Annotated in this window: 22 protein-coding genes; 5 read left to right on the top strand and 17 right to left on the bottom strand. The window is 70.5% G+C overall.

The features are described 5' to 3' along the window. Positions 1-21: 21 nt before the first annotated feature. Together KCH87_RS28455 and KCH87_RS28460 are read right to left on the bottom strand one after the other, a co-directional pair. Positions 22-555, bottom strand: a complete 534-nt coding sequence (locus tag KCH87_RS28455; RefSeq protein WP_210589142.1) for a hypothetical protein — start codon at positions 553-555, stop codon at positions 22-24. 10 nt (positions 556-565) lie between these two features. Beyond that, positions 566-1,072 carry a SigE family RNA polymerase sigma factor gene (locus KCH87_RS28460; protein WP_210589143.1) on the bottom strand — a complete coding sequence of 169 codons (507 nt, stop codon included), beginning with the start codon at positions 1,070-1,072 and terminating at the stop codon, positions 566-568. A gap of 361 nt (positions 1,073-1,433) precedes the next feature. Between KCH87_RS28460 and KCH87_RS28465 the strand changes: the two genes are divergently transcribed. Beyond that, on the top strand, positions 1,434-2,654 hold the full coding sequence (locus KCH87_RS28465; protein ID WP_210589144.1) for a serine protease: 1,221 nt from the start codon (positions 1,434-1,436) through the stop codon (positions 2,652-2,654). Positions 2,655-2,733: 79 nt separating this feature from the next. Here KCH87_RS28465 and hflX read toward each other — a convergent pair whose 3' ends face one another. The 6 genes from hflX to miaA form a co-directional block, all read right to left on the bottom strand. Further along, positions 2,734-4,227, bottom strand: a complete 1,494-nt coding sequence (gene hflX / locus KCH87_RS28470; protein ID WP_210589145.1) for a GTPase HflX — start codon at positions 4,225-4,227, stop codon at positions 2,734-2,736. 134 nt (positions 4,228-4,361) lie between these two features. Beyond that, positions 4,362-5,825 (bottom strand): M1 family metallopeptidase, encoded by a 1,464-nt coding sequence (locus KCH87_RS28475; protein WP_210589146.1) that lies wholly within the window; start codon positions 5,823-5,825, stop codon positions 4,362-4,364. Between the two features lie 119 nt (positions 5,826-5,944). Continuing rightward, on the bottom strand, positions 5,945-8,065 hold the full coding sequence (locus KCH87_RS28480) for a bifunctional (p)ppGpp synthetase/guanosine-3',5'-bis(diphosphate) 3'-pyrophosphohydrolase (RefSeq protein ID WP_210589147.1): 2,121 nt from the start codon (positions 8,063-8,065) through the stop codon (positions 5,945-5,947). Positions 8,066-8,343: 278 nt separating this feature from the next. Further along, positions 8,344-9,222, bottom strand: a complete 879-nt coding sequence (gene dapF, locus KCH87_RS28485; RefSeq protein ID WP_210589148.1) for a diaminopimelate epimerase — start codon at positions 9,220-9,222, stop codon at positions 8,344-8,346. Positions 9,223-9,331: 109 nt separating this feature from the next. Continuing rightward, positions 9,332-9,829 carry a hypothetical protein gene (locus KCH87_RS28490; RefSeq protein ID WP_210589214.1) on the bottom strand — a complete coding sequence of 166 codons (498 nt, stop codon included), beginning with the start codon at positions 9,827-9,829 and terminating at the stop codon, positions 9,332-9,334. 108 nt (positions 9,830-9,937) lie between these two features. Next, positions 9,938-10,876: a tRNA (adenosine(37)-N6)-dimethylallyltransferase MiaA gene (miaA, locus tag KCH87_RS28495; protein ID WP_210589149.1), complete on the bottom strand. Its 939-nt coding sequence runs from the start codon at positions 10,874-10,876 to the stop codon at positions 9,938-9,940. Positions 10,877-11,058: 182 nt separating this feature from the next. Between miaA and KCH87_RS28500 the strand changes: the two genes are divergently transcribed. Further along, positions 11,059-11,325: a hypothetical protein gene (locus KCH87_RS28500; RefSeq protein ID WP_210589150.1), complete on the top strand. Its 267-nt coding sequence runs from the start codon at positions 11,059-11,061 to the stop codon at positions 11,323-11,325. 25 nt (positions 11,326-11,350) lie between these two features. Beyond that, the gene (locus tag KCH87_RS28505) at positions 11,351-11,620 is read left to right on the top strand and encodes an antitoxin (protein WP_210589151.1); all 270 of its coding nucleotides are present in this window, start codon (positions 11,351-11,353) and stop codon (positions 11,618-11,620) included. Between the two features lie 74 nt (positions 11,621-11,694). Here the strand turns inward: KCH87_RS28505 and KCH87_RS28510 are convergent, their stop codons facing one another. From KCH87_RS28510 to KCH87_RS28540, 7 genes are all read right to left on the bottom strand, one after another. Next, positions 11,695-12,423 (bottom strand): class III extradiol dioxygenase subunit B-like domain-containing protein, encoded by a 729-nt coding sequence (locus tag KCH87_RS28510; protein ID WP_210589152.1) that lies wholly within the window; start codon positions 12,421-12,423, stop codon positions 11,695-11,697. A 65-nt stretch (positions 12,424-12,488) separates the two neighbouring features. After that, positions 12,489-14,009: a tRNA (N6-isopentenyl adenosine(37)-C2)-methylthiotransferase MiaB gene (miaB, locus tag KCH87_RS28515; RefSeq protein ID WP_210589153.1), complete on the bottom strand. Its 1,521-nt coding sequence runs from the start codon at positions 14,007-14,009 to the stop codon at positions 12,489-12,491. Between the two features lie 104 nt (positions 14,010-14,113). Beyond that, entirely contained in the window at positions 14,114-14,344 is a 231-nt protein-coding gene (locus KCH87_RS28520; protein ID WP_247196951.1) for a hypothetical protein, read from the bottom strand. A 309-nt stretch (positions 14,345-14,653) separates the two neighbouring features. Next, positions 14,654-15,478: an ABC transporter permease gene (locus tag KCH87_RS28525; RefSeq protein WP_210589154.1), complete on the bottom strand. Its 825-nt coding sequence runs from the start codon at positions 15,476-15,478 to the stop codon at positions 14,654-14,656. Positions 15,479-15,490: 12 nt separating this feature from the next. Next, positions 15,491-16,285, bottom strand: a complete 795-nt coding sequence (locus tag KCH87_RS28530; RefSeq protein WP_210589155.1) for an ABC transporter ATP-binding protein — start codon at positions 16,283-16,285, stop codon at positions 15,491-15,493. A 58-nt stretch (positions 16,286-16,343) separates the two neighbouring features. Next, a complete protein-coding gene (locus tag KCH87_RS28535) occupies positions 16,344-17,399 on the bottom strand; it encodes an ABC transporter substrate-binding protein (protein WP_210589156.1) in 1,056 nt (351 codons plus the stop codon). A 10-nt stretch (positions 17,400-17,409) separates the two neighbouring features. Continuing rightward, entirely contained in the window at positions 17,410-18,870 is a 1,461-nt protein-coding gene (locus tag KCH87_RS28540) for a DHA2 family efflux MFS transporter permease subunit (RefSeq protein WP_210589157.1), read from the bottom strand. A gap of 236 nt (positions 18,871-19,106) precedes the next feature. On the opposite strand from KCH87_RS28540, the gene KCH87_RS28545 reads away from it, so the two are divergent. Further along, the gene (locus KCH87_RS28545; RefSeq protein WP_210589158.1) at positions 19,107-19,934 is read left to right on the top strand and encodes a FadR/GntR family transcriptional regulator; all 828 of its coding nucleotides are present in this window, start codon (positions 19,107-19,109) and stop codon (positions 19,932-19,934) included. A gap of 259 nt (positions 19,935-20,193) precedes the next feature. Here the strand turns inward: KCH87_RS28545 and KCH87_RS28550 are convergent, their stop codons facing one another. After that, on the bottom strand, positions 20,194-21,486 hold the full coding sequence (locus tag KCH87_RS28550) for an MFS transporter (protein WP_210589159.1): 1,293 nt from the start codon (positions 21,484-21,486) through the stop codon (positions 20,194-20,196). Positions 21,487-21,653: 167 nt separating this feature from the next. Between KCH87_RS28550 and KCH87_RS28555 the strand changes: the two genes are divergently transcribed. Beyond that, positions 21,654-22,523, top strand: coding sequence for a LysR family transcriptional regulator (locus tag KCH87_RS28555; protein ID WP_210589160.1), 870 nt, complete (start codon positions 21,654-21,656; stop codon positions 22,521-22,523). Positions 22,524-22,546: 23 nt separating this feature from the next. On the opposite strand, the gene KCH87_RS28560 is transcribed toward KCH87_RS28555, so the two are convergent. Next, complete coding sequence (locus KCH87_RS28560) at positions 22,547-24,076, bottom strand: MFS transporter (protein ID WP_210589161.1); 1,530 nt, start codon at positions 24,074-24,076, stop codon at positions 22,547-22,549. Between the last annotated feature and the right edge of the window lie 28 nt (positions 24,077-24,104).

A 24,104-nucleotide genomic window follows, 5' to 3' on the forward strand; every position in this document is an offset into this window, starting at 1 on the left:
GGGTGTGGAAGGGGACGGGGCCTAGTCGGCGGCTCCGACGCTCGACGACTCGGGGGCCGTCGGCTCCTCGGTGCCCGTCGTCCCGTTCACGGTCTCCGTCGCCGTGGGCGGCGGTGCACTGGCCGTGCCCGTGGTGCTGTTGACGGTGGTGTCGTCGGACGGGGTCCCGGATTCCGTGGCCGGAGCGCTTGTCGAGGCGGGCGGGGTGGTGGGGTCGACGGAGGACTCGTCCGGGTCCGTCGAGCCGGTTGCGGACGAGGTCGCGCTCGGGGACGCGTCCGGTGAGGAAGAGGGACTGGAGGAGGACTCCGGGCTGAAGGCCGGCCGTGGGTGAGGTGCGCTGGGCTCGACACTGACCGGACGGTCGGGCAGCAGGAACAGCCCGACGCTGAGTCCGGCGACCGCCAGAACGGAACCGATGGCCGCCTGTGCCGCGCGGGCACGGCGGCGGGCCCGCACCCCCGCCCGCAGACGGTCCTGGTGCTGCGGTTCGTAGGGGGTGTGCTCCTGGGTGTCGCGCATCAGCTGCGCCAACTGCCGCTCGAAGTGGTTCATGACTTCTCCCTCACCCCACCGGCTCGATGACATCGGCCAGGATCTGGCGCAGCCGGGCCACCCCACGCGAGGCATGCGACCGAGCGGTGCCCACCGGGCACCCCAAGGCCTGAGCGACCTGTGCCTCGGGCAGATCCTGGTAATAGCGCAGCACCACCGCGGCCCGCTGCCGGGGCGTCAGTTGAGCCAGCGCGGCCTCCAGCCGCGAGCGCTCCGCCACGGCCGCGGACACATCGCCCGGCACCGCCACGTCGGGCAGCTGCTCCACCGGGCGCTCGCCCCACCAGCGCCGACGGGCCGAGCGCGCCGCCGCTCGCGCCAGCACCTTGCGTACGTATGCCTCCGGAGCCTCCTCGGAGATCTTCGGCCAGACGAACCACAGCTTGACCAGGGACTCCTGCAAGAGGTCCTCGGCCCGATGCCGGTCGCCCCCGGTGAGCAGACGGGCCAGGTGGAACAGACCCGACCAGCGGGCCGCCACGAACTCGTCGAACTCACCGGCCCGAGCTTGTTCCATCCGCGCTGTCCCCGTTCTCGCCGGCTGCCTACACCAGGGAGAAGGCACTGACACCCACCGCACGCTGCACTCACAGCCGGTGACATGGGTCACAGACCGCGGCGGCGGTGGCCATCAGGCGACGCGGAAGTCCCGCTCGGCCGTGTCGAAGACAGGGCGGTAGCCGGTACCGCCCGGCGATCAACCACCCTTCGTCGGGATGAACGTCCGGATCGGATTCCCCGTAGCGAAACCGTTGCCGTTCCGTCGGCGGGCACCCACAGCGGGCGCATAGTGTGAGTTGCCGTTCCTGGATGTCGTGGCAGCAGAACGGGTCACGGCCGTAGCGCCGAATTTCGTTTATCTCAGGGGGAGTCGAATCATGCGATCGACAAGGCCTTCGTCCACCGCTCGCCGGGAAGGGAGCGCGCGCCGCAGAATCTCCCCCGTACTGGCCGCAGTTGCGCTCGCCTCCGCGCTCGTGCTCACCGCGACGGCCTGCGGCTCGGGCGACGCCGATGCGGACGCGCGGGCCTCGGACTCCGCCGCCGCGGAGGGCGACGGCAAGATCACGATCCCGGACGGCCTGGCGGACCGGCTCAAGGAGCACGGGATCGACCTGGACAACTGGAAGAACGGCGCCTGGAAGAACTGGGACAAGGACGACTGGCTGCGCGAGGCCGAGGACTTCGTCAACCCCATCATCGAGGATCTGTGGAATCCGGAACGGATGCGGGAAGCCGACGAGTTGGACCAGGGCGTCGACGACAGCGACCTCTCCGGTGACCAGGGCGTGACCGACCCGACGCCCGAGCCGGTGGACGCCGAGGCCGTGGCGCCTACGTACCACGACAACGCCCCCACGGCCGGGAAGGTGTTCTTCGACTCCCCCGAGGGCACGATGGTCTGCTCGGCGACGGTGGTGCAGGACCCGGCGAACCCCGGCAAGTCCAACATGGTGTGGACGGCGGGCCACTGTGTGCACGCGGGCAAGGGCGGCGGCTGGTTCCGCAACATCGCGTTCGTGCCGTCGTACAACGACTCGGCCATGTCGGCCGCGGAGTCGGCGAGCGCCACCCAGGAGGAGGTCGCTCCGTACGGCGTCTGGTGGGGCGACTGGGCGCGGACCTCGGACCAGTGGATCGAGCAGGGCGGTGCGACGGGCGGGGACGGTGCGTCGCACGACTTCGCCGTCATCCATGTGACGCCCGAGAACGGCGACGGCAAGTCGCTGGAGGAGACCGTCGGTTCGGCGCTGCCGGTGGACTTCGCGGCTCCGGCCGTGCAGCAGGTGGAGAGCATCACGGCGACCGGTTACCCGGCCGCGAAACCGTTCGACGGCGAGACGCTGTACCAGTGCCAGGACAAGCCCGGACGGCTCTCCATCGCCGCCTCCGACCCGACGATGTACCGCATCGGATGCACCATGACCGGCGGTTCCTCCGGCGGTGGCTGGGTCACCACGGGCGCGGACGGCGAGCAGGCGCTGGTGTCCAACACCTCGATCGGCCCGGCGACTTCGGGCTGGCTGGCCGGTCCGCGGCTGGGTGATGTGGCCAAGGGCGTGTACGACTCGGTGAGCGAGAAGTTCGCCGGCCAGTGACGCCGAAGAGCCCGCCCCGCACATGCTGAAAGGCCCGCCCCGCGAAAAGCAGGGGCGGGCCTTTCAGTCTCGTACGGCGTCAGGCGAGCGGTGCGGGAACGTACGGCGCGAGATCCGCCGCCAGCTCCTCGTGCACCCGCGCCTTGAGCAACGTGCCCTCCGGGGTGTGCTCCTCGGAGATCACCTCGCCCTCCGTGTGGGCGCGGGCGACCAGCTTGCCGTGCGTGTACGGCACCAGCGCCTCGATCTCGACCGACGGCCGCGGCAGTTCGTTGTCGATGAGCCCGAGCAGCACGTCGATGCCCATGCCGGTGCGGGCCGAGACCGCGATGGCGCGCTTCTCGATCCGCAGCAGCCGCTGGAGCGTCAGCGGGTCCGCCGCGTCGGCCTTGTTGATCACGACGATCTCCGGTACGTCGGTGGCACCGACGTCCCTGATCACCTCGCGTACGGCGGCCAGCTGCTCCTCCGGGTTCGGGTGCGAACCGTCGACCACGTGCAGGATCAGGTCGGACTCGCCGACCTCCTCCATCGTGGAGCGGAACGCCTCGACCAGGTGGTGCGGCAGATGCCGGACGAAACCGACGGTGTCCGCCAGCGTGTACAGACGGCCGCTCGGCGTCTCGGCCCTGCGGACCGTCGGGTCCAGGGTCGCGAACAGGGAGTTCTCGACCAGGACGCCCGCGCCCGTGAGGCGGTTGAGCAGCGAGGACTTGCCGGCGTTGGTGTAGCCCGCGATGGCGACCGAGGGCACCTTGTGGCGCTTGCGCTCCTGGCGCTTGATCTCGCGGCCGGTCTTCATCTCCGCGATCTCCCGGCGCATCTTCGCCATCTTCTCGCGGATCCGGCGCCGGTCCGTCTCGATCTTGGTCTCACCGGGACCACGGGTGGCCAGGCCGCCGCCCTTGCCGCCGCCCATCTGCCGGGACAGCGACTGACCCCAGCCGCGCAGCCTCGGCAGCATGTACTGCATCTGCGCGAGAGCGACCTGCGCCTTGCCCTCTCGGGACTTGGCGTGCTGGGCGAAGATGTCGAGGATCAGGGCCGTACGGTCGATGACCTTGACCTTGACGACGTCTTCGAGATGGATCAGCTGACCAGGACTGAGCTCACCATCGCAGATGACGGTGTCCGCGCCCGATTCGAGGACGACGTCCCGCAGCTCGTCGGCCTTGCCGGAGCCGATGTACGTCGCCGCGTCGGGCTTGTCGCGGCGCTGGATCACGCCGTCGAGCACGAGCGCGCCCGCGGTCTCCGCGAGGGCGGCGAGCTCCGCGAGGGAGTTCTCCGCGTCCTGCGAGGTCCCCGTCGTCCAGACACCGACGAGCACGACGCGCTCCAGACGGAGCTGTCGGTACTCGACCTCGGTGACGTCCTCGAGCTCGGTGGAGAGGCCCGCCACGCGGCGCAGGGCCGCGCGCTCGGAGCGGTCGAACTGCTCGCCGTCCCGCTCTCCGTCGATCTCGTGGCTCCAGGCGACGTCCTCTTCCATCAGGGCATCGGCCCGAAGACCTTCGGGGTAGGCAGGCGCAAGGCGCTCAGTGTCCTGGGAAGGGGAAGAAGAGGAGGTCATTGGGTCCTTACGTCGTTGGGGATGCCATTGCGGCGGTCATTCTTCTCAACGTACGAGCACTCCGGGAGATTCCCGTGCCCCGTACCGCGCCGACCTGAAGATGGTTGCACGGGACGGGGCGTCTCGTCACCGGGTTATTTGTCCGCCGCCTTCTGCTTCCAGTCCGGGTGACCGGGCATCGGCGGGGTCTTCTTGCCATACAGCCAGTCCTGGAAGAACCCGCCGAGGTCGCGTCCGGACACCTCGGAGGCAAGGCGCACGAATTCGGCGGTGGTCGCGGCGCCGTCCTGGTGCTCCTGCACCCAGGCCCGCTCCAGGCGCTCGAAGGCGGGGCGGCCGATCTTCTCGCGCAGCGCGTACAGGATGAGTGCTGCGCCGTCGTAGACGTTGGGGCGGAAGATGCCGATCTTCTGGCCGGGCCCGGGCACCTTGGGCGCGGCCGGCGGTCCGCCGGCCGCACGCCAGCGGTCGGAGTTGCCGTAGGCGGCCTTCATCCGGGCCCGCATCGGCTTGTCCGCCTTCTCCTCCGCGTACAGGGCCTCGTACCAGGTGGCATGCCCCTCGCTGAGCCACAGGTCGGACCAGGTGCGGGGGCTGACGCTGTTGCCGAACCACTGGTGGGCCAGCTCATGGACCATGATCGAGTCGACGAACCACGCGGGGAAGCCGGACTCGATGAACAGATCTCTCTCGAAGAGAGAGAGGGTCTGCGTCTCGAGTTCGAACCCGGTGTCCGCCTCGGCGATGAGCAGGCCGTACGTCTCGAAGGGGTACGACCCGAGCTTGCTCTCCATCCACTTGATCTGGCCCGGGGTCTTCTTCAGCCACGGTTCCAGAGGCCCCCGGTCCTTGGTGGGGACGACGTCCCGGACCGGCAGGCCATGCGGTCCGGTGCGGTGCAGCACCGTGGAGCGTCCGATGGAGACCTGCGCGAGTTCGGTGGCCATGGGGTGCCGGGTCCGGTACGTCCAGGTCGTCGCCCCGCGCGTGCGGTCGACGTCGGTCTGCATTCCGTTGGCGACGGCGGTGTGGCCGTCGGGTGCGGTGACCCGGATGGTGAACATCGCCTTGTCCGAGGGGTGGTCGTTGCACGGGAACACCAGGTGGGCGACGTCGGCCTGATTGGCCATGACGAGCCCGTCGGCGGTCCGCACCCAGCCTCCGTCCCGGCCGCCCGCCGCCGGGCGGGGATCGCTGGTGTGCCGCACGGTGATCCGCATCCAGCTGCCGGCGGGCAGCGGTTGCCCGGGGGTGACGACCAGATCCTCACCGGCGCTGGAGAAGGCCGCCGTCTCCCCGTTGACCTGGACCGACTTGACCTTGCCGTGCGCGAAGTCGAGGTTGACGCGGTCCAGCGCGGTGGTCGTCCAGGCACTGATCGTCGTGACGGCCTGGAGGGGCTTGCTGTTGGTGCCGGGATAGGTGAAGGAGAGGTCGTACGACGCCACGTCGTATCCGGGGTTGCCCAGGTGCGGGAAGAGACGGTCGCCGACGCCGAGGGGGGCCGGCGGGGCACTGGCCGCGACGAGGCAGACGGACACGGCAGAGGCGAGCAGGGCCGCCTTCAGCCGTCGGGGGGTGCGGAGGGTGAGCAGCATGCACCACGGCTACCAGGGCTGACCCTGGGCGCGGTGACGACGCGCGTCCGGCCCACTCGAACGGGGTCCTGAAGGAGGGCCGTAGTGCGCTGCACGCGCGCGTGGTTGGCGTGCCGCCCTCACGCTCCCGGTGTCTGCGCCCGCCCGACGTCGTACACCCCGGGCACGTTCCGCATCGCCCGCATCAGGGCGGGGAGGTGGGCGGCGTCCGGGAGTTGGAGGGTGTAGGTGTGGCGGACGCGTTGCTGGCTCGGGGGTTCGACGGTGGCCGACACGATTTCGGCGCCCTCCAGGGCGATGGCTTCCGTCAGGTCGGCCAGGAGATGGGGGCGGCCGAACGATTCGGCGACCAGGGTGACCCGGCACTCGGTGGTGTCGCCCCAGCGCACGCCGACCTCCGGGCGCCCCGCGCTCTTCATCCGCGCCACGCCGGCGCACTCGACGCGGTGCACGGTCACCACTCCCCCGCGGACCGAGAAGCCGGTGACCTCGTCGGGCGGTACGGGCGTGCAGCAGCCGCCGAGCCGTACGGTGGCGCCGGGCTGGTCGACGACCGCGTTCGCGGTGCCCGGCCGGGTGGCGGGGCCGTCGGCGGCGGGCCGCGGGGACGCGGACGGTGCCTCGGGACCGCGCTCGGCCTCGGCGTCGGGCTCGGCCGACGAGGGGTGCGTGGCGAGCCACCGTTGGATCGCGATCCGGGCCGCCGGTGTGTGCGCGTGCTCCAGCCACTCTCTGGAGGGCTCGGAGGCCGGGTCCTGCCCCATGAGGAGCTGAACGGTGTCGCCGTCCCGCAGGACGGTGCTCAGCGTCGCCAGGCGGCCGTTGACGCGGGCGCCGATGCAGGCGTGCGCGTCCTCGCCGTACTGCGCGTACGCGGCGTCGACGCAGGTCGCGCCGTCGGGCAGGCCCAGCCTGCCGCCGTCGGGCCGGAAGACGGCGATCTCGCGGTCCTGGGCGAGGTCCTCGCGCAGGGTCGACCAGAAGGTGTCGGGGTCGGGGGCGCCCTCCTGCCAGTCGAGCAGCCGGGACAGCCAGCCGGGCCGGGTGGGGTCGACGCGCTCGCCGTCGGCCGGGTCCTCGGGGGCGGGTGCGTAGGGATTGCCGAGCGCGACGACGCCGGCCTCGGCGACCTTGTGCATCTGGTGTGTGCGGATGAGGACTTCGGCGACCTGGCCGTCCTCCCGGGCGACGGCGGTGTGCAGCGACTGGTAGAGGTTGAACTTGGGGACGGCGATGAAGTCCTTGAACTCCGAGACGACCGGCGTCATACAGGTGTGGAGCTCGCCCAGGACGCCGTAACAGTCCGCGTCCTCGCTCACCAGCACCAGCAGCCGGCCGAAGTCGCAGCCCCTGAGGCGCCCCCGCTTGCGGGCGACACGGTGCACGGAGACGAAGTGCCGGGGCCGGATGAGGACTTCGGCCTGGATGTCGGAGTCGCGCAGGACCGTGCGCACCTCGTCGGCGATCTCGGCGAGCGGGTCGTCGGGGCGCGCCGCGTTGTCGGCGATCAACTCGTGTGTGTGCTCGTGCTCCTCGGGGAGCAGGATCGCGAAGACGAGGTCTTCCAACTCGGTCTTGAGGGCCTGGACTCCGAGGCGTTCGGCGAGCGGGATGAGCACGTCCCGGGTCACCTTGGCGATGCGAGCCTGCTTCTCCGGGCGCATCACGCCGAGGGTGCGCATGTTGTGCAGCCGGTCGGCGAGCTTGATCGACATCACCCGGACGTCGCTGCCGGTGGCGACGAGCATCTTGCGGAAGGTCTCGGGTTCGGCGGCGGCGCCGTAGTCGACCTTCTCCAACTTCGTGACGCCGTCGACGAGATAGCGGACCTCCCGGCCGAACTCCTCACCGACCTGATCGAGCGTCACCTCGGTGTCCTCGACGGTGTCGTGGAGCAGAGACGCCGTCAAGGTCGTGGTCTCGGCGCCGAGTTCGGCGAGGATCAGGGTCACGGCAAGCGGATGCGTGATGTACGGCTCGCCACTCTTGCGCATCTGCCCGCGGTGCGAGGACTCGGCCAGGACGTAGGCGCGGCGCAGGGGTTCGATATCGGCGTCGGGGTAGTGGGCGCGGTGGGCCTCGACGACATGGCCGATGGCATCGGGCAGCCGGTCGCGGGAGGTGGGGCCGAGCAGGGCGGCGCGGCCCAGGCGGCGCAGGTCGATCCTGGGGAGCGACCTCCTGCGGGGCCCTGTGGGGGCTACGGGACCTGCGGCAGGGTTCGTGGCCTCCGCACTCATGGGCACCTCCGGCTGCGTGGACCGGCGGACGGGGTTGCCCCATGGCGGACGGCGGCTCAGGGGATGGCTTGTTCCCCCGTCCGGGCCGGTGCTTGATGCTACCGAGCCCACCACGCGTGACTGACCGCCTCTCGCCGAGCGTGAAACGGATCACCCATTCGAGCGACCGTCTGGATGTTTACGATTTCGCGCCATGTGACCTGCGGCCCACGGCAGTTCCGCGTCTCACAAGCCCATGGAACCAACGTTTCCCGGCATCGGGACCGCGATACGCACGGTCACCGAACCGCGTTTTCCAGCCATTCCGCATCGATCTCACCCTCGGCCACGATCACCGCGGGTCCGGTCATCTCGATCTCACCGTCGGGCCGCTCGGTGATCACGAGGGTTCCGCCGGGCACATCGACGGTGTACGTCACGGGCGTACCGGTGACCGCGGGGTCGGCGCCGTCTCTGCGGGCGGCGGCCACGGCGACGGCGCACGCGCCCGTGCCGCACGAGCGGGTCTCGCCGGCGCCGCGCTCGTGCACGCGCAGCGCGACATGGGCGGGGCCGCGGTCGACCACGAACTCGACGTTCACCCCGTCCGGGTAGGCGGACGCCGGGCTGAAGGGCGGCGGGGAGTACAGGTCGCCCGCGTGCGCGAGGTCCGCCACGAAGGCGACCGCGTGGGGGTTGCCCATGTTCACGTTCCGTGCGGGCCAGCTGCGCTCGCCGACGCTCACGGTGACGTCGTCCCCTTCGGGGAGCCGCGCCTTGCCCATGCCGACCGTGATGGCGCCGTCCTTCGCGATGTGCACGGTCTTCACGCCCCCGCGCGTGGCGACGGCGAGGTCACCCTCGGTGACATGTCCGGCGCCCTGGAGGTAGCGCGCGAACACCCGCACGCCGTTGCCGCACATCTCGGCGATCGAGCCGTCGCCGTTGCGGTAGTCCATGAACCACTCCGCCTCGGCCGCCATGTCCTCGGCCTCGGGGTGCGCGGCGGACCGTACGACATGCAGCAGGCCGTCGCCGCCGATGCCCGCGCGGCGGTCGCACAGGGCGGCGACGGTTGCCGCCGGCAGGTCGACGGTGTTCTCGGGGTCCGGGACGATCACGAAGTCGTTCTCGGTGCCGTGGCCCTTGAGGAAGGGGATCCGCGTGCGCGTGCTCATTCCTCGATCGTAAGGGAAGGTCGCATTTTCACCGCGGGCCGGTGGGGGCTGGTCGCGCCCACGCGGCGGAGCCGCATATCGACACAGCCCCGCGCCCCTTTGGGGCGCCTCAGCGCAGCCTGGCCACGCGCCATACCGCCAGCACCACCACCGCCGCGACCACCACGACGTAGGCCAGGATTACCCGCCAGTCCGGATTGCGCCCCGAGCCGCGCTGGGGCAGGCCCGGCCACGTGTAACCCACGCGGCGGGCGGCCATCATGCCCCAGCCGGCCGCGCACGAGCAGATCAGCAGCCCCAGCATGGCGATCACGGCACCGCTGTCGCCGAAGTCGAAGGCCAGCGGGAACCCGAACATCAGGGAGCCGAGCGCGGCCAGGGCGACGATGGGCGCGAGCTGCCAGATGCGCAGCCGGCGCTGCGGTCGCAGCTCGACCTCGACCTCCGGGCCGCCCGTGAGCATCTCGTCGGGTTCAGGGCCGTCGTCGGTCACACCGTCCTCGTCGAGCCCGTCCGGGCTCAGACGGTCGCCGTCCGGCTCCGGCTCACCGCTCTCGGCGGTGAGGGGCTCGGTGTCTCGTGCGGTGTCGCGAGGGCCGGCCTCCATCGCCACGCGCCCTCCCAACTCGGACTCCACTTGGTCGATCGAAGCTCGATGATGGCACGGCGCCGGAGGCCTGGATGACGGCCTGAGCGTCCCGATGCCATGACGTGATCAGGCTGTAACCGGTCGTTCGAGCAACGCCAGGGCGAGGTGCGGAAGTTCTGTGAGATCCGCCGCAGCCCCACTCAACCAGTGCACCCGGGGATCGCGCCTGAACCACGAATCCTGACGGCGCGCGAAGCGCTTGGTGGCACGGACGGTCTCGGCGCGCGCCTCCTCCTCGGTGCACTCCCCGGCGAGCGCGGCGAGCACCTGCTGGTAGCCGAGGGCGCGCGCGGCCGTACGCCCCTCGCGCAGTCCATGTGACTCAAGCGCGCGTACCTCGTCGACGAGCCCCGCGTCCCACATCCGGTCGACCCGGCGGGTGATGCGGTCGTCGAGTTCTGGGCGCGTGACGTCCACCCCGATCTGGACGGTGTCGTAGATCGAGTCGTGGCCGGGGAGGTTGGCGGTGAACGGTCTGCCGGTGATCTCGATCACCTCCAGGGCCCGGACGATACGGCGGCCGTTGCTGGGCAGGATCGCGTGCGCGGCCTCGGGATCGGCGGCGGCAAGCCGGGCGTGCAGCGCGCCGGAGCCGCGGAGCGTCAGCTCCTCCTCCAGCCGGGCCCTGACGTCGGGGTCCGTGCCCGGGAACTCCAGGTTGTCGACGGCCCCACGGATGTACAGGCCGGAACCGCCGACCAGGATCGGCCAGCGCCCGGCGGCGAGCAGCGCGTCGATCCGCTCCCGGGCGAGTCTCTGGTACTCGGCGACGGACGCCGTGACGGTCACGTCCCAGATGTCCAGGAGGTGGTGCGGGATGCCGGCGCGTTCTTCGGGCGTCAGCTTGGCGGTGCCGATGTCCATCCCCCGGTAGAGCTGCATGGAGTCGGCATTGACGACCTCGCCCCCCAGACGCTGGGCCAGGAAGACGCCCAGATCGGACTTTCCGGCCGCGGTGGGACCGACGACGGCGATGACTCGGGGGACGTGGGGTGCGCTACTCACCGACCCAGTCTCGCAAACCTCCTGCCGCCGCCTCGAACGAGTTACGTGACGGCACGGGTCCGGGGTCGTTCCCTGTTGCGAGGTTTTCGCCGCCGATTTCGAGAGGCGGTGACCCGGTCGACACAAACGGACGCACCGGGCTACGCGGGAATTCGCCCGCACGAGTAACGTATGGAGTGGATATGGGCGTTTTTGCACGACTTTTCCGGAGGTCGAAGGCCACGGAGGAGGCGTCAACCGCCGAGGCGCAGGCCGATACACCAACGGCCGAACCCGCGGCGGACGAGGCGGAAGGCACTGAGGCTGCGGAGACGAGGGCGCCGGCCGAGGCCGCGGAGGAGGCGGTGGAAACCGTCGAGGCCACCGCCGGGGAGGGCGTCGAAATCCCCAAGCAGCATTCCGCCGAGGATGCGGCCGACCGCGACGCCGACGAGGGCGCCCGCACGTAACTGCTCCCGCGAGGGAAGGTGGACCATGGGTCTCCTGGACAATTTGAAGGCCAAACTCGCCCCGGCCAAGGGCAAGGTCTCGGGCCTCGCGCAACAGCACGGGGACAAGGTCACCCACGGCCTCGACAAGGCCGCACAGGCCGTCGACAAGAAGACCAAGGGCAAGTACAGCGACAAGATCCAGTCGGGTACGGGCAAGGCCAAGGGAGCCATGGACCGACTCGCGCACAAGGACGACACCGGCACGGGCGGCGCACCCACGACGCCGCCGGAGTCGCCGCCGCCGACTTCCTGAACGGCACACCGACGGACGGCCGCGGAGCGGATCAGCTCCCGGCCGTCCGCCGTTTCATCCGTGCCGCTGCGGCCCTACGACCAGGTCGCGACCAGGTACCCCACGCCGTACGGCGCGTCCTCGAACAGCAGCGCACCCCCCAGCTCCGCCCCCTCGGCCGCGCCCGCGAGGACCTGCCAGGGTGCCCGGCCCGATGCCTTCAGCTCATACGCCAACTCGACGTCGAGTGCCTTCAGGGCCGGCACGTCCGCGGCTCCGAGCGCACGCGCGACCTCCGCGTCGAAGGGCGCCGCCCGCTCGTCGAGATAACCGGGGGCTTTCAGCGTGCGGCATGCGCTGGCGTCGCCCATCACCAGCAGCGCCACCCGCTCGGCACGCGCGGCGATTCCCCTTCCCACTTCGATACACCCCTCGGCCGCCAGAGGTTCCCCCACACCGAGTCCCTCGATCGGGGCATCCGACCACCCGGTGCGCTCCAGCAGCCATCCGGCCACGGCGAGCGAGGGCGGAAGCCGAGGCTCCGCCCCGGCCGGGTCCATGTCATCGCCCTTGGCGCTGCCCAGTCGTACGTCGAGAGCCACGCCGAAGCCGTGGAACGAGCCGCGTGTGCCCTCCGGATGCGTTCCGCGTCCGCTCGGCTCCGCGGGTCCGATCACCACGAGCAGGTCGGGCCGGGCGGCGGCGAGAACGCCGAGCGCGTCGGTGCAGGCGGCGCGCGCGTCGTTCAGCTCGGGCGCAGCGCCCGCGGCGACCTCGGGCACGAGGAGCGGTGGACAGGGGCAGACGGCGGCGGCGACAAGCATGATCGGCAGGGTAACCCCGTACGGCGGTGGACGGACGACGCAGGCCGTCCGCCACCGCCCCGCGGTCAGTCGCAGCCGCAGCCGCTGCCCGTGGCGACCGGCAGCGGCTCGGGGACGCCGATCCTCGGCAGACCGAGCAGCACGCCGGCCGGCTTGGCCGCCTCTGTGGCATTGCGCTTCTCCCAGGCGTCGCCCGCGCGCGTGCGGCGCACATCGAGGACCGGGCCCTCGGCGAGGAGGTGGTGCGGGGCGGCGTACGTGATCTCCACCGTGACGACGTCACCGGGGCGGACCTCCTGGTCCGGCTTGGTGAAGTGGACCAGGCGGTTGTCGGGGGCACGGCCGGAGAGGCGGTGGGTCGCGCCGTCCTTGCGGCCCTCGCCCTCGGCGACCATCAGTTCCAGGGTGCGGCCGACCTGCTTCTTGTTCTCGTCCCAGGAGATCTCCTCCTGGAGGGCGACGAGACGCTCGTAGCGCGCTTGGACGACCTGCTTGGGGATCTGGTTCTCCATGGTGGCGGCGGGGGTGCCGGGGCGCTTGGAGTACTGGAAGGTGAAGGCCTGCGAGAAGCGGGCCTCGCGCACCGCGTGCAGCGTCTGCTCGAAGTCCTCCTCGGTCTCGCCGGGGAAGCCCACGATGATGTCGGTGGTGATCGCCGCGTGCGGGATGGCGGCGCGGACCTTCTCGATGATCCCGAGGTAGCGCTCCTGCCGGTAGGAGCGGCGCATCGCCTTCAGGACGGTGTCCGAGCCTGACTGCATGGGCATGTGCAACTGCGGCATCACGTTCGGCGTCTCGGCCATGGCGGCGATGACGTCGTCGGTGAAGTCGCGCGGGTGCGGGGAGGTGAAGCGGACGCGCTCCAGGCCGTCGATCGAGCCGCAGGCCCGCAGCAGCTTGCTGAACGCCTCGCGGTCGCCGATGTCGGAGCCGTACGCGTTGACGTTCTGGCCGAGCAGCGTGATCTCCGAGACGCCCTCGGCGACCAGGGCCTCGATCTCGGCGAGGATGTCGCCGGTGCGGCGGTCCTTCTCCTTGCCGCGCAGGGCCGGGACGATGCAGAAGGTGCAGGTGTTGTTGCAGCCCACCGAGATCGACACCCAGGCCGCGTACGCGCTCTCGCGGCGGGTGGGCAGCGTGGACGGGAACGCCTCCAGCGACTCGGCGATCTCGACCTGCGCCTCTTCCTGCACGCGGGCGCGCTCCAGCAGGACCGGCAGTTTGCCGATGTTGTGCGTGCCGAAGACGACGTCCACCCAGGGCGCCTTCTTCACGATGGTGTCGCGGTCCTTCTGCGCGAGACAGCCACCGACCGCGATCTGCATGCCCGGCCGGCTCGCCTTCCTCGGCGCGAGGCGGCCGAGGTTGCCGTACAGCCGGTTGTCGGCGTTCTCCCGCACGGCGCAGGTGTTGAAGACGACGACGTCAGCGTCGCCGTCGGAACCGTCGGGCGCGCGTACGTAACCGGCCTCTTCGAGCAGCCCGGACAATCGCTCGGAGTCGTGGACGTTCATCTGGCACCCGTAGGTGCGCACTTCGTAGGTCTTCACGTCCACTGCCGGGCTCCGGTCGCTGCTGCTGGTCATGGGTCAAGGGTAAGGGCGCGCCGGAAGCGCCCCGCGCCGTGGGGATTCCGAGGCGGTCTCCTTGTGGCGAGGACAAGCTCCGGCGCTGTCGTCGCGACTCATGGTCACGGCAGCGGCGGAATCGGCGCCCCCGGCCGGCGCGGCGGCCACCGTCCACTCCAGTTCGCGGAACTTGTTCCCGCCGCCCCGAGACCGGTCAGGTCGTCCCGCTTCACCCACAGATCGGCGGGGTCCAGGCCGAGAGCGGCAGCGAGGCGGGGCGCCGGTTCGAGGGGCGTCGGCCAGGTGCCCAGCCGTACCCGTCGCTGCGCGCCGGACGCGCCGTTCGTGCTCATGTGTTCCCCTTCCGAGACGCCCTCCTGGGGATGCCCCGCGAGGCGGAGGCAGGCACGGGAGCGCTGACACAGTGACAGCCGCGGGGAGGAATGCCCACTGCCGCCACGTTCCCGTAGAAGGGGTTCGGTTTCATGGCCCTGCGGGCTGACGCCCTGCCCCTCCCCGCCGGGTTCGGCGGCCCCTGCGCACAACACGGGCGCGTGCCACCTCCAGCGCGGCCTGAGCCGCGTCGATCACCATCGAGGACCTGCATCCCGGAGCCGAGTCCCGCGAGACGCAAGGCTGCACCGGCGGGTGCGGATCACCCGTCAGTTCTGCCACTTGAGGGCGCGCTTCTCGAAGATGCCGATGAGCGCGCTGCCGAGGACGACCATGGCCACGATGATCACCAGGGCGGCGAACAGCCCGGACGGGTCGAACTGCTGGGTCGAGGTCATGGAGTAGTAGCCGAGTCCCTCGTCGGCCGAGATGAACTCACCGGCGATGACGCCGATCATCGCGAACGACACACCGGCCTTCAGGCCGGCGAAGAGCGGCACGGCGACCGACGGCACAACCACCTTGCGCACCACGTACAGCCGCGAGGCGCCCATGGCCCGGGCCACCTCGACGAGTGGCTGCGGCACGTTGCGCATGCCCGAGTAGACGTTGAAGAAGACCAGGAAGAACACGATCATGGACGCGATCGCGATCTTCGAGCCGATGCCCAGGCCGAACCAGAGCAGCATCATCGGCGCCAGCGCGACCTTGGGAATGCCGTTGATCGCGTTCAGGATCGGCTCCAGGATCTCGCCCACGATCTTCACCGCGCCGAGCGCCCAGCCCAGCACGGCGCCTGCGCCCGCCCCGAGCGCCCAGCCGAGGACCAGTTCCTGGCCGGTGATCATGATGTGGTGGTGCATGGAGCTGTCGCCGAGCACGTCGACCAGCTTGGCGATCACGTCGACCGGGTTGCTGATCAGGAAGTAGTCGATCAACCGGCCGCTGACGAGCTGCCAGAGCCCGAGGATCAGCAGGACGACACCCAGCTGCCCGCCGAGGACGATCATGCCGTGGCGTCCGCGCGGACGCCCCTCGGATTTCTGCCGGACCACCCGGCCCCGGCGCATGGTGAGCGGTTCTTCGATGGCCATCGCCGTCTCCTCCTAGGAGTCCAGGTCGTTCTCGAGCAGGCCCCACAGCTCGCGCCGCAGCTCCTGGAAGTTCTTCAGGTCGGTGATGTTGTAGACGTCCCGGGGCCGTTCGAGCGGGATGTCCACGGTGTGCCGGATCCGGCCGGGGCGGCCCGTCATGACGGCGACGCGGTCGGACAGGGCGATCGCCTCGGTGAGGTCGTGGGTGATGAAGACGACCGAGGTCTGCCGCCGCTGCCACAGGTCGAGCACGGTCTTCTGCATCGTCGTCTTGGTGATCGCGTCGAGAGCGCCGAAGGGCTCGTCCATGAGCAGCACTTCAGGCTCGTAGACCATGGTGCGCGCGATGGAGCAGCGCTTCTGCATACCGCCGGACAGCTGCCGCGGGTAGTGGTTCTCGAACCCGTCCAGGCCGACGATCTTGATCCATTCCCTGGCCCGCTCGGCCCGTTCCCGCTTGGGCACCTTGCGGATCTCCAGCGGCATCATGACGTTCTCGAGCACGGTGAACCAGGGGAAGAGATTGGAGTCCTGCGTGATGTAGCCGATCTCCAGCTTCTCCAGCTCACGTTCCCCGCTCAGCAGCCGTACGCTGCCGGACGTCGGCCGGAGCAGGCCGGACGCGATGTTCAGCAGGGTGCTCTTGCCGCACCCGCTGGGTCCTACGACCGTGAAGAACTCCTTCTCCCGGACCGTCACGGACACGTCCTGGAGGACGTCCATCATCTTGCCGTCGGGCGTCACGAACCGGTGCGTGAGATCCCCGAGGATCATCGCCGGCCGCGCGGTTTCAAGGTCCTGCTTCACGTTCCTCCGCCTCGTCCCTGTGCTGGCGTCGACGCATGCCGTGTCCGGCAGCGACCGGTCATTTCTGGTAGTCGGCCGTGTAGGCGTCTTCGAGCACGTCCGCGGACGGCTCCTCGAACATCCCGAGACCCGCGAGGACCTCGACGCTCTTGGTGAACTGCTCCTCGGTCATGTCCGCGTCCTTGGCCCACTTGTAGGAGCCCATGCTGTCCACCAGGACGTCCTCGCCGAACGAGTTCATGCTCTGGTGCAGGGCCTTGGCGGCGTCTTCGGGATGCTCGTCGAGGTAGTTGTTGGCCTTGCCGACGGCGTTGCAGATCTTCTCGCTGACGTCCGGGTGGTCCGCGGCGTACGACCGCGAGGCGCCGACGCCGGACCACGCGACGCTGTCCAGCTCGGCGAACAGATCGGAGCTGCCGGTGTCGTAGATGATCTTGCCCGGGGCGACGGACAGCACCTGGTCGGGTATGGGCTGGGGCTGGAAGACCAGGCCTACCTGGCCCTTCTGGAACGCGGCGGTGGAGGCAGCGGTGTTGGCCTGCGAGAGCACGCCGATCCAGTCCCTGGGCAGGCCCTCCTTCTCCAGCAGGCTCTCCAGCAGCTTGGCGCCCGGGTTGACGGTCCGGCCGCCGATCGCGGTGATGTTCTCGCCCTTGAGCGCGGTCAGCTGCTCCTTGAGCGACATCGACTCGCTCATGTCGTTGCGATCCCAGGCCTGGTTGCTCACGGCGAGCATGTACGAGGGGTCCACCTGCGTCACGCAGATCTGCTGGAGGTCGATGTCCTGCGTCGCGGCCTGGATCACGGTGGAGGTGTTGACCGCGCCGTACTGCACTTTTCCGGTGGCGATCTGGAGGCTCGCGTTCGCGATGGTCTCCACTTTGACGTCGAGACCCTCGTCCTTGAAGTAGCCGAGTTCGTCGGCGAGGAAGATCGGGGCGTTGGCGGGGGCCGCGATCGAGACCGAGACGGTGATGGCCTCCCCCGCGCCGGGGGCCGCGCTCGCCGAGCAGCCCACCGCGGCGGTCAGGCCCACCACCACGGCGATCCCGCCGGTTCGCCTGCGCGGGGCGTAGGTCCGAAGGCTCGATGAAGCGCCATTGCTTCTGTGCATTTTCAGGTCCCTATCTCGTGACGTTCGAAGTCCCGATCGGATCGGACGGTGTTCGCTTTCTGCGGCGACGGGGTTGCGGGATCGTGGGGGCCGCGTCCGAGTCGCTGACGCGGGTGGCCGCGTACAGGCCGAGGACGTTGAGGGCGGCGGCGGTGAGGAAGGCCGCCCGGTAGCCGGACATGTCACCCCCGCCGGAGCCCGAGGCCGATACGAGGACCGTGGTGACGACCGCGACCCCGAAGGCGCCGCCGATCCTGCGGCCGACGTTGAACAGGGTCGAGGCATGCCCGGAGGACGCGTCGGAGACCGTGGCGAAGGACGCGGACTGGGTGCCGAGGAAGACCTGTCCGACGGCGAGGCCCATCAGCACCAGCAGCGCGACGACCAGCCAGAGCGGGGTGTCCGCGCCGAGCAGGCTCATCAGGGCCACGGCGACGCTGGTGCCGGCCGCGCCGAGCATCAGCTGGCGGCGCGGCCCGAGCTTGCGGTACAGCAGCCGGCTCGCGAGCTGGGAACCCACGGCCACCCCCAACGACTGGGGGAAGGTGGCCAGTCCGGCGGCCAGCGGGGTCATCCCCCGTACGTCCTGGAGGTAGAGGGTGATGAGGAAGAGGGTGCCGAGGAGCGTCGCCGACTGGATGGTCATGGCGGCGGTGCCCGCGGCGAACAGACGGATCCGCAGCAGCCGGAAGTCCATCATCGGGGCCCGTTTGCGGATCTCCACCACGACCAGCCCGGTGAGCAGAACCGCCCCGCAGGCCAGGCCCACGATCACCGGTGCCGAGGACCAGCCCCGCTCGGGTCCCTCGGAGACGCCGAACATCAGCAGCCCGAACCCGGACGCGGCGAGTAGGAACCCGGTGACGTCGAGCCGCTCAGTGGGCCGCGCGGGGTCGTTGCGCAGGCACAGCGCTCCGAAGGCCACCGCGGCGACGCCGATCGGCACATTGACGTAGAAGATCGCCCGCCAGGAGACCTCGCTGACCAGGAGGCCGCCGAGGACCGGGCCCATGGTGGGCGCGAGGCCGTTGGCCATGGTGAGCACCGCTGAGGCACGGACCCGTTCCTCCGGTGGGAAGGCGCGCAGCAGCATCGCCATGCCGACCGAGGCGAGCATCCCGCCGCCCGCGCCCTGAAGGATCCGGAACACGACCAGTTGGCCGAGGCTGCCTGCCGTGCCGCACAGGGCGGAGGCGACGGTGAAGACGGTGATGGCGGTGAGCAGGGTGCGTTTGCCGCCGAAGCGGTCGCCGAGCCAGCCGGAGGCCGGGACGAAGACGGCCAGGCTCACCAGATACGAGACGGACACGGTGTCGACGGCCGTGGAGGGGACGTCGAAGGCGCGGCCGATCGAGGGGAGGGCGATGTTGACGATGGTCATGTCGAGCGTGCTCAGGAAGATCCCGGCCACGTACACGACACCGACAGCCACCTTCTGACTGACGACGATCCGCGGGCGGGGTGGGGACATGACGGCCTCCGGGGACCACGGGTGGAACATCTCGGCGCCTGGTACCGACGGCGCCACCGCCCCTCAAGAAACCTTCTTGGTAGGTTTATGTCAAGGTAAACAACAGGGATTTCTATAAGCGCCCAACCCCGGCCAGCACCCTTGATGAATACCTATTAGGTAGGTTAACCTCGCCCCTTGAACCGATCTCTGCGGCCCCGGACCCCGGTGGCCTCACGAAGATCCCTGGGAGTGACATGCCCACGTCCCGCAACCCTGCGAAGATCTTTCGCGGCCGGGTCGCCGACCAGATCGTCGAGGACCTCCGCGAGCAGATCCTCAGCGGCGCGCTGCCGGACGGCTCCCGGCTGCCGTCCGAGCGGGACCTGGCCACGTCCTACGACGTCAGCGCACCGACGATCCGCGAGGCGATCCGGGTACTGACCGCGATGGGCCTGGTCAACACCCGCAACGGCAGCCGGGCGACCGTCAGTGCACAGGGCGACACCATGCTCGCGATGTCCATCGCCTCGGTCGTGCAGGTCGAGAAGGTGGGCGCCCGAGAGGTGCTGGGCCTGCTCGGCGCGCTCAACGCCTACGCCGCCGAACTCGCCGCCGAGCACGCCACGGACGAGGAGATCGCCCGGCTCCGGCAGGCGGCCGAGGCCATCCCCGCGGCGGAGGGCGTGGAGGCGACCGCCGCGGCGCTGCACCGCTTCTTCGTCACCCTCGCCGACATCGCGCACAACCCACTGCTCGCCGCGCTCTGCCGGTTCGTCAACGAGATGCAGATCGGACTCTCCGTGAAGCTGTCCGGCGGTCAGGACGGGGACTGGGGGCTGGTCGCGAGCGCTCTCCAGCCGGGGCGGATACGGATCGTGACCGCCGTCGCCGGCCGGGATCCGGCGCACGCGGCGGCGGTGGTCCGCGAGTACCACGAGCAGGTCCTCGATCGGATCCGATCCGTCCGCAAGGGTCGTGAGGCGGAGTCCGACAACGGCATGACCGAGGCCCTCACCTCCTGGTTGAGGTCCCATGTGGGCCTCGGCGGCCAGGTGGCGAGCCACCGGAGCACCGAGTCCTGACGCCACCGTTCGGCACGGTCACTCCCGTGCCCGCCCGCGCCCTCAGCGGGCTCCCTCAAGTCAACGCTCACCCGTCCGCAAGAACCGTGAGACGGAGTCCGACAACAGGATGACCGAGGCCCTCACCTCCCGGTTGAGGTCCCATGTGGGCCTCGGCGGCCAGGTGGCGAGCCGCCGGAGCACCGAGTCCTGACGCCACCGTTCGGCACGGTCATTCCCGTGCCCTCGGCGGGATTCCTGAGGTCAGCGCTGATGGCCATCAACGGGCGCTGCCGGCGCCTACCGACGCGGCGCCGGGTCCGCTGTGGCGGGTGCGGACGGCGACGGCGGCGAGGAGTACGAGTACGACGGCCGTGAACCACGTCGTCGCGTCGGTCACGCTCATGGAGCGGCTGGCGACGCCGAGGCCGACGGGCAGCAGGGCCAGGCCGAGGTAGGAGACGAAGAAGAGACCGGCCAGGGCTTCGCCGCGCCGGGCCGGTGCGGCCGCGCCGGCCACGTGCCCGACGGCGGACTTGAACAGCACCCCGGCGCCGGCCCCGGAGATGATCCCCGCCAGCAGGAACACGGGCAGGCTGGTGAGGCGCATTCCGACCGCCAGGACGGCCATGCCCACGGCCTGGGCGAGCAGTCCGACGTACCAGCGCGTCCGGGCGCCGAGTCGGCCGGTGCCCGTCTGGGCCACCGCGGCCGCTCCGAACACCGCGAACACGACCAGTCCGGCCAGCGCGCGGGACGGGTGGTGCAGTGTCCCGCCGACGAAACCGGGGACCACCGAGGTGAACAGGCCGAACACGGCCATGGACGTGAATCCGGCCGCGCCGGCCTCGAGATAGCCGTAGACGCCGTGGGTGGACCCGACCCGCTGGGGACGGTAGACCGGCCTGACGTCGGGCTTACGGACCGTCTCGGGCGTCAGCGCAATGGCGGCCACACCCGTCAGCAGCAGGACGACGAAGACCGCGTACGGCAGCCGGAGCGGCGCACCCAGGTACTGGGCCAGTACTCCCGCGACGACGGGGCCGAGGCCGAGGCCGCCGATGTTGGCGACGGTCGACACGATTTCGAACCGCCGCGTCGAGGAGCCGGGCCGGTGAGCGCTGTGCAGTTCCTGGAGATACGCGGTGGCGGTCGCCGTCAGCATGCCGACGCCGAGACCGGTGACGAGCCGGGCGACGATCAGTACCGGGAGCGAGGAGGTGGCCAGGAACAGTGCGGCGGCGAGCAGTTGCAGTGCCAGCGCCGATGCCATGACCTTCTTGCGGCCCAGCCAGTCCGAGAGGTGTCCGGCGAGCAGCAGGCTGGTCAGCACCCCGACGGCGTAGACGGCGAACACGACGGTGACCGTGAACGTGGAGAACCCGTCATGCGCCTGGTACAGGGGATACAACGGCGTGGGAACGGTGGAGAACGCCATCGCCGTCACGAACACCGCGGCTGTCGTCCAGAACCCGGCGCCGTACCGGCGAGCGGTATACGGCGGCTCGGGGGCTTGGTCCTTCGGGGCGGATGTGCGGTCTGCACGCGGGCGCGTGGCCGATATCGCCGACATCGGAGCACTCCGATCCTTGACGTGGTTTCCGTGGGCGGTGGTGGGCCGGCCGGCCCTTCGTTCACCGCCTGTGGTTGCCAACAGGCCGACGGGGTCGTTGTTTCCCATTCCGCGGAGATGATCCAAGATGACGGTTATCTGTGTGAGAGATAACCAGGGGAAGGGTCATGGATCTTCGTCAGATGGAGGTCGTCGTCGCGGTCGCCGAAGAGGGCGGGTTCAGCGCCGCGGCCCGGCGGCTGCACGTCGTGCAGTCCGCGGTCTCCGGCACCGTACGTGCCCTGGAGCGCGAACTGGGCGCGGCACTGTTCCACCGCACCACCCACCGGGTGTCACTGACCCCCGCGGGGCACGCCTTCCTGCCGGCCGCCCGCGCCGCCCTGCGCGCCGCCGAGGAGGCCAGGGCCGCGGTCGACCTCGCCCGGGGCGAGCTGCGCGGAGAGATCACGATCGGTGTGATTCAGGGGCTGTACGGCGGCCTCCCCGCGGCGCTGGCGGACTTCCACCGGGAACATCCGAACGTGGTGGTTCGGCTGCGTCAGGCCCCGGCCGAGGACATCCCGCGTGCTCTGCGCGACGGCACCGTCGACCTGGCCGTGGCCGCCTTGGACACCCCGCTGCCGCGCGGTCTGACGACCCGGCTGCTGTCGCGGGAGGAGATGGTCCTGGTGGCCGCGCCGGCAACGGACCTGCTGCCGCCCGAGGGTCCGGTGTCCCTGGCCGAGGCGGCCCGGCTGCCGCTGGTGGACTTCTCCCCCGGCTGGGCGGTCCGGCACGCCGTCGACAAGGCTTTCCGTGCGGCCTCCCTGGAACGCACGATCACCTTCGAGGTGAACGACCTGCTGGCGGCCGGCGACCTGGTCCGCCACGGCCTCGGCGTGTGCATCATGCCCCCGTCGCTGGCCGCCCGGCTCCCCGAACTACCGGTACGCCCCTTTGCCGCGCACCCACCGACATGGACGCTGAGAGTGATCCACCCACGCGGAGAACTGCTCCCCGCGGTCGCCGCGCTCCTGCGCCGTATCGGACAGCGGTGAACCTTCCGGCCGCATGGATCGGCTCACCCGACCGGCTCGACCTCCTGCACCGCACCCACCGCCGCCTCTCCGTCCCGCCGGCCGCGCAGCGTCAGACCCGGCAGGGCCACGAGGAAGGCGACGGCGGCGAGGGCGGCGGCGCCCAGCAGGCCGGTGCGCGCGGCGGCGGAGAAGTCGCCGTGGCTGGCGAGGAGTTGACCGAAGTAGAGGGAACTGGCCAGCGCGGTCCCCAGGGACGTGCCGATCTTCATGCCGGTCTGGTAGACGCCCGCGGCGGTGCTGCCCTCGCGGCGGGGCACCCGGTGGAGGGCGAGCGTCTGGTTGGCGGCGATGACCAGTCCGGCCCCGCAGCCGGCCAGCAGCAGGGGCAGGGCCATCCGCAGGAACATGTTGTCGCCGGCTTCGGACCCGCCCACGACCAGCGCGGTGGCCGTCAGTCCGAGGGCGGTGCAGGCCGTGCCGACGATCACCAGCGGGCGTCCGACGCGGTGCACCAGACGGCCGCTGATGATGCCGCAGGCCGCGGAGCCGAGGGTGAACAGCACGGTGCACAGGGACGCTTTGAACGGGGAGTAGTGCAGGCCCTGCTGGAGGAACTGGAACAGCACGATGAAGATGCCGGTGAAGCCGCCGTACAGGGCCGCGGCGACCAGCGTGCCGACCCAGTACGCGCGTTCCCGGAACAGGTTCAGGTCGACCAGCGGCCGACGTGCCTTGCGGGCCACGGAGCGTTCCCACAGGACGAAGACGGCCAGCAGGGCGAGGCCCGTCCAGGCCAGCCACCAGCGGCGCCCCGACCACCCTCCGGTCTCCAGCAGCGGCAGCATGACGGCTGTCACGGCGAGGCCGAGCACCAGGGCGCCGACCAGGTCGAGGCTGCTGCGCCGTTCGGCCCGCCGGCTCTCGGGCAGCAGGCGCAGGGCCGGCGGCAGGACTGCGAGGTCGAGCGGGATGAAGAGGAGGAAGATCCAGCGCCAGCCGTCCGCCGTGCCGAAGCACTGGAGGATGGCGCCGCCCAGGAGCGGGCCGATGGCGGTGGAGAGGCTGACGGTCGCGCCGTAGTAGCCGAAGGCGCGGCCGCGCTCGCGTGGCGGGTACATCTGGTGCAGCAGGCCGACCACCTGGGGCGCGACCAGTCCTGCGGCGACGCCTCGGGCGAGTCGCGCGACCACGAGCCAGGTGGCGGTGGTGGCGACGGCGCACAGCACGCCGGTGACGGTGAACAGCACCATCCCGACGAGGAAGACCTTTTTGCGGCCGAACTCGTCGCCCAGCCGGCCGCTCGGTATCAGCGCCAGTCCGAAGGTCAGGGTGTATCCGGCGATCGACCAGGTCGCCTGCGCGGGCGACAGGGCGAGGTGGTGCTCCATGGAGGGCAGCGCCACGGTCACGATGCTCACGTCGAGCAGCGTCAGGAAGGCGGCGGCGATGCACACGGCCAGAGCCTGGGCCCGACGCCGGGTGGCGAGTGGGGCGGAATCGACCGTCCCGGGGTGTCCCTTGTCCCCGGGGGTGTCGGGTGTCGCGCTGAAATCTTCCGGCGTCTTTGCCATGACGTACGTGTGTTTCCCGTCGGCTATC

Origin of the sequence: Streptomyces sp. GESEQ-35 (assembly GCF_017948485.1) — a bacterium.
Classification (GTDB): Bacteria; Actinomycetota; Actinomycetes; order Streptomycetales; family Streptomycetaceae; genus Streptomyces.